At 73.3% G+C, this 5,101-nt stretch carries 1 protein-coding gene; it reads right to left on the minus strand.

All coding sequences use genetic code 11. The annotated features are described in order from the left end of the window. Positions 1–5,101, minus strand: a 5,101-nt coding sequence (locus Dsi01nite_RS56620) for a non-ribosomal peptide synthetase (protein ID WP_203854840.1), incomplete at both ends; no start/stop codon positions are given.

Consider the following 5,101-nt stretch of genomic DNA (forward strand, 5'->3'; position numbering starts at 1 on the left):
AGACGCACGAAGTGCCCGGCCAGCCGCGAAATGCGGTCGTCGTCGAACAGCGCCGTGCTGTACTCGACCGTTCCGGTCAGCGAGTCGCCGTGGTCCAACACGACGAACCGCAGGTCGACGCCGCCCAGCAGGTCGATCGCGGCGCGCCCGACGGGCTCGGTGGGCTCGGCGTCGGCCGCGGTGAAGTAGTTGAACAGGACCTGGAACAGCGGCGACCGCGAGCGGTCCCGCTCCACACCCAGCTCGTCGACCAGCCGCTCGAACGGCAGGTCCTGGTGCGCGTGCGCGGCCAGGGTCTCCGACCGGACCCGCGACAGCAGCTCGGCGAACGTCGGGTCACCGGACAGGTCCGTGCGCAGCACCAGGGTGTTGATGAAGAAGCCGATCAGGCCCTCGATCTCGGCCCGGTTCCGGTTCGCCACCGGCGTGCCGACCACCACGTCTTCCTGGCCGGAGTACCGGGCCAGCAGCGCCGCGAACGCCGAGAACAGCGTCATGAACATCGACGCGCTCGCGTCGCGCGCCAGGGCGCGCAGTCCGTCGGTCGCCTCGGGCGGGATGGTGAAGCCGATCGCCGCGCCCGCCGAGGAGCGCACCGCCGGGCGTGGCCGGTCGGTCGGCAGGTCCAGCGTCGGCGCGCCGGCCAGCTTGTCCCGCCAGAAGCCGAGCTGCCCCTCCAGGACGTCTCCGGACAGCCACTGCCGCTGCCACACCGCGAAGTCCGCGTACTGCACCGGCAGCGCCGGCAGCTCCTCCCCGGCGTACAACGCGTCCAGCTCGCGCCGCAGGATGCCGGCCGACCACTCGTCGCTGATCACATGATGCATCACCAGCGCCAACACATGATCGTCCGCGGCCGCCCGCACCAGCATCGCCCGGAACAACGGCCCGGCCGCCAGATCGAACGGCGCCTCGGGACCCAGCTCGTCCGCCACCTGGAGGTCGAACCGCTCCGGTGCCGGATCGATGACCTGATACGGCACGCCGTCCGCGCCGGCCACCAGCCGCGTGCGCAGCACCTCGTGCCGGGCCACCAGCGCGGTCAACGTCCCGGTCAGCGCCTCGACGTCGAGCTCGCCCGTGAGCCGGATGAACATCGGCGTGTTGTACTCGGCCGAGTCCGGGTCGAGCTGGTGCAGGAACCACAGCCGTTGCTGCGCGAACGACAGGGGCAGCGGCGCGTCGCGCTCGACGGCGACGATGGGTGGCGCGGTGGCCCGGCCGGCCGCGTCCACCACGACCGCAAGGCCTTCGATGGTCGGGCCGTCAAAGAGCGCCGCGACCGGCACCTCGACCCCGAACACGCTCCGCACCCGCGAGACGACCTGCGTGGCCAGCAGCGAGTGCCCGCCGAGGGCGAAGAAGTTGTCGGCGGCGCCGACCCGGCCGACGCCGAGGATGCCGGCCCAGATTCCGGCCAGCAGCTCCTGCGTGGTCCCCTCCGGCGCCACGTACGCACCGGCGAGCTCCATGCGGGCGATGTCGGGTGCCGGCAGCGCGGCCCGGTCGACCTTGCCATTGGAGTTCAGCGGCAACGCGCTCAGCTCGACGAGCGCCGACGGCACCATGTACTCCGGCAGCCGCTGCCCCAGCCACTCCCGCAGCCCGCCGGTCTCGCCAACGACGTAGGCGACCAGCCGGCCGTCGAGCGCCACCACGACCGCGGCGGACACACCCGCGGCGGACCGCAGCACGGCCTCGATCTCGGCGGGCTCGATGCGGTGCCCGCGAATCTTCACCTGGTGGTCCACCCGGCCCAGGAACTCGGGCCGGCCGTCGGTCCGTCGCCGCACCTGGTCCCCGGTCCGGTACAGGCGCCCGCCGGGCTCACCGAACGGGTCGGCGATGAACCGCTCCGCGGTGAGCTCGGGCCGGCCGCGGTAGCCGCGGGCGACGCCGGCGCCGCCGATGTACAGCTCGCCCGGCACCCCGGCCGGGACCGGCTGCAGGAAGCGGTCGAGCACGTGCCATGTCGTGCCGGCGATCGGCTCGCCCAACGTGATCGGAGCGCCCGCCGGCACCGGCTCGCAGGCCGACCAGACCGTGGTCTCGGTCGGGCCGTACATGTTCCACAGCGCGCCGACCCGCCCAGCGAGCGCCTCGGCGAGCGCAGGCGGCAACGCCTCGCCGCCGCTCAGCGCGCGCATCCGCGGCGAGCCCGCCCAGCCGTCCTCGACGAGCATCTGCCACGTCGCCGGCGTCGCCTGCAGCACCGTCGCCCCGGACGTGTCCGCCAGCGCCGCCAACGCCCGCGGCGAGCGCGTCACATCGTTCCCGGCGATGACGACCCGCGCACCATGCACGAGCGGCAGGAACAGCTCCAGCCCCGCGATGTCGAACCCGAACGTCGTCACCGCCAGGAGAACGTCGGCGGCGGACATGCCCGGGCGCTCGCCCATCGCCGCCAGGAACGCCGCGAGGTTGCCGTGGGAGACGACGACGCCCTTCGGGCGGCCCGTCGAGCCCGACGTGTAGATGACGTACGCCGTCTGGCCGGGCCGCACTGCCGCCGGCTCCGGCACCGGCGGAGCGGTGGCGTCGCCCGGCGCCACGACGAGCACGTCGGTGTCGGCCGGCCCGTCGCTGATCAGCGCCGCCGCGCCGCTGTCGGCGAGCATGTACGCGCGCCGGTCGGCCGGGTGCTGCGGGTCCAGGGGCAGGTATGCACCGCCGGCCCGCCAGACCGCCAGAGCCGCCACGACCATGTCGATCCCGCGCTCCACACAGATGCCGACCACCGACTCCGCGCCCACCCCGGCGGCGCGCAGGCGACCCGCGAGGCGCCCGACGCGGTCCTGGAGCCCGGCGTACGACACCGTATCCTCGCCGCTGACCAGCGCCACGGCACCGGGCTGACGCGCCGACCGCGCGGCCACCAGCTCGTCCACACTGCCGGCCCAGGCGGGCGCGGCCGCGCCGGCGTCCCACTCGGGCGTCAGCAGCGGCAGTTGCGAGACCCGCAGGTCGTCGGCCTCCGCGGCCACGGCGGCCAGGACCTGCTGGAAGTGCCCGATCAGCCGGCGCATCCGGTCGGCGTCGAACAGCGCCGTGCTGTATCGGATCACGCCGGCCAGCCCGTCCGCGGCCTCCCCGAGCGACACCGACAGGTCGAAGGTCGCCGGCGCCGCAGCGACGTGATCCGCGATCGACCCGTCGTCATCGGCGGCGCCCACCGGCCCGTCGGCCGTCTCGTAGGTGAACAGGGTCTGGAACAGTGGCGTGCGGGAACGGTCCCTGGCCACCTCGAGCTCGTCGACGAGCCGCTCGAACGGCAGGTCCTGGTGCGCGTACGCGGCGAGGGTCCCGGCCCGGACGCGGCTCAGCAGCTCGGTGAACGTGGGGTCGCCGGACAGGTCGGCGCGCACGACGAGCGTGTTGAGGAAGAAGCCGATGAGGCCCTCGACCTCGGCCCGGCTGCGGTTCGCGATCGGGGTGCCGACGACGATGTCGTCCTGGCCGGTGTACCGCGAGAGCAGCGCGGTGAACGCCGACAGCGCCGTCATGAACATCGACGCGCCGCCGGCTCGGGCGACCGCGCGCAGCCCGTCGGCGACCCGCTCGGGCACCGTGAACCGGATCGCGGCGCCCTCAACCGAGCGCACCGCCGGCCGCGGCCGGTCGGCCGGCAGCTCAAGCGTGGGCAGCCCGGCCAGCCGTTCCCGCCAGTAGTCGAGTTGGGCCTCGAGGGTCTCGCCGGTCAGCCACTGCCGCTGCCAGACGGCGAAGTCCGCGTACTGCACCGGCAGGTCCGCCAGGTCGGCGCCCGCGTACAGGGCGTCCAGCTCGCGGCGCAGGATCCCGGCCGACCACTCGTCGCCGATCACGTGGTGCATGACCAGCACCAGGACGTGCTCGTCGGTGGCAACCCGCAGCAGCGTCGCCCGGAACAGCGGCCCGGCCGCCAGGTCGAACGGCTCGTCGGGACCCAGCTCGTCCACCACCGGCAGGTCGAACCGCTCCGGCGCCGGGTCGATCACCTGCCACGGCACCCCGTCGGCGTCGGTCACCAGCCGGGTGCGCAGCACCTCATGCCGGGCCACGAGCGCCGTCAGCGCCGTGCCGAGCGCCTCCAGATCCAGCTCGCCGTCGATGGCGATCGGGACCATCAGGTTGTACTCCAGCGAGTCCGGCTCCAGCTGGTGCAGGAACCACAACCGCTGCTGCGCGAAGGACAGCGGCAGTGGCCCACCACGCTCCACCGCCACGACCGGCGGCGCGATCGTCCCCGCCGCAACCTCGACGGCCGCCGCCAGCCCCGCGACGGTCGGGTTGTCAAACACGGCCGCCACCGGCACCTCGACGCCGAACAACGCCCGCACCCGCGAAATCACCTGCGTCGCCAGCAACGAATGCCCGCCGAGGGCGAAGAAGTTGTCGGTCGCCCCGACCCGATCCACCCCGATCAGCTCCGCCCAGACCCCCGCCAACGCCTCCTGCGTCGCCCCCTGCGGCGCCACGAACCCCAACGCCGGCCGCGTCACACCCACCACCGACAACGCCGCCCGATCCACCTTCCCGTTCGCCGACAACGGCAACTCGGTCAGCTCCACGAACACCGCCGGCACCATGTACTGCGGCAACCGCCCACTCACCCACTCCCGCAACCCGTCGGAAGCGCCGACCACAAACGCCACCAACCGATCCCCATCAGCGACGACCACCGCCGCCGACACCGCCGGATGCGCCACCAACACATGCTCGACCTCACCAGGCTCCACCCGGAACCCACGCACATTCAGCTGCAGATCGGAACGACCCTGGAACCAGAGCCGGCCGTCCTCGCCCCGCCGCACCACGTCCCCGGTCCGATACAACCGCGAACCATCACCGGCAAAGGGATCCGCGACGAAACGCTCCGCCGTCAGCACCGGCCGCCCCAAATAGCCCCGCGCCACACCAACACCAGCAATCCCCAACTCGCCATCCACCCCGACCGGCACCGCACCCAACGCCGCGTCGACCACGTGCAACCGCACACCCGGCAACGCACCACCGACCGGCGCCGGTCCCTCGCCCGGCTCCACCAACCCGAACGTCGAGTCCACCGTCGCCTCGGTTACGCCGTACGCCGTGACGAGCCGGACCCGCGGACCGAAAACGG

The sequence above is a fragment of the Dactylosporangium siamense genome (assembly GCF_016862795.1).
GTDB lineage: Bacteria > Actinomycetota > Actinomycetes > Mycobacteriales > Micromonosporaceae > Dactylosporangium > Dactylosporangium siamense.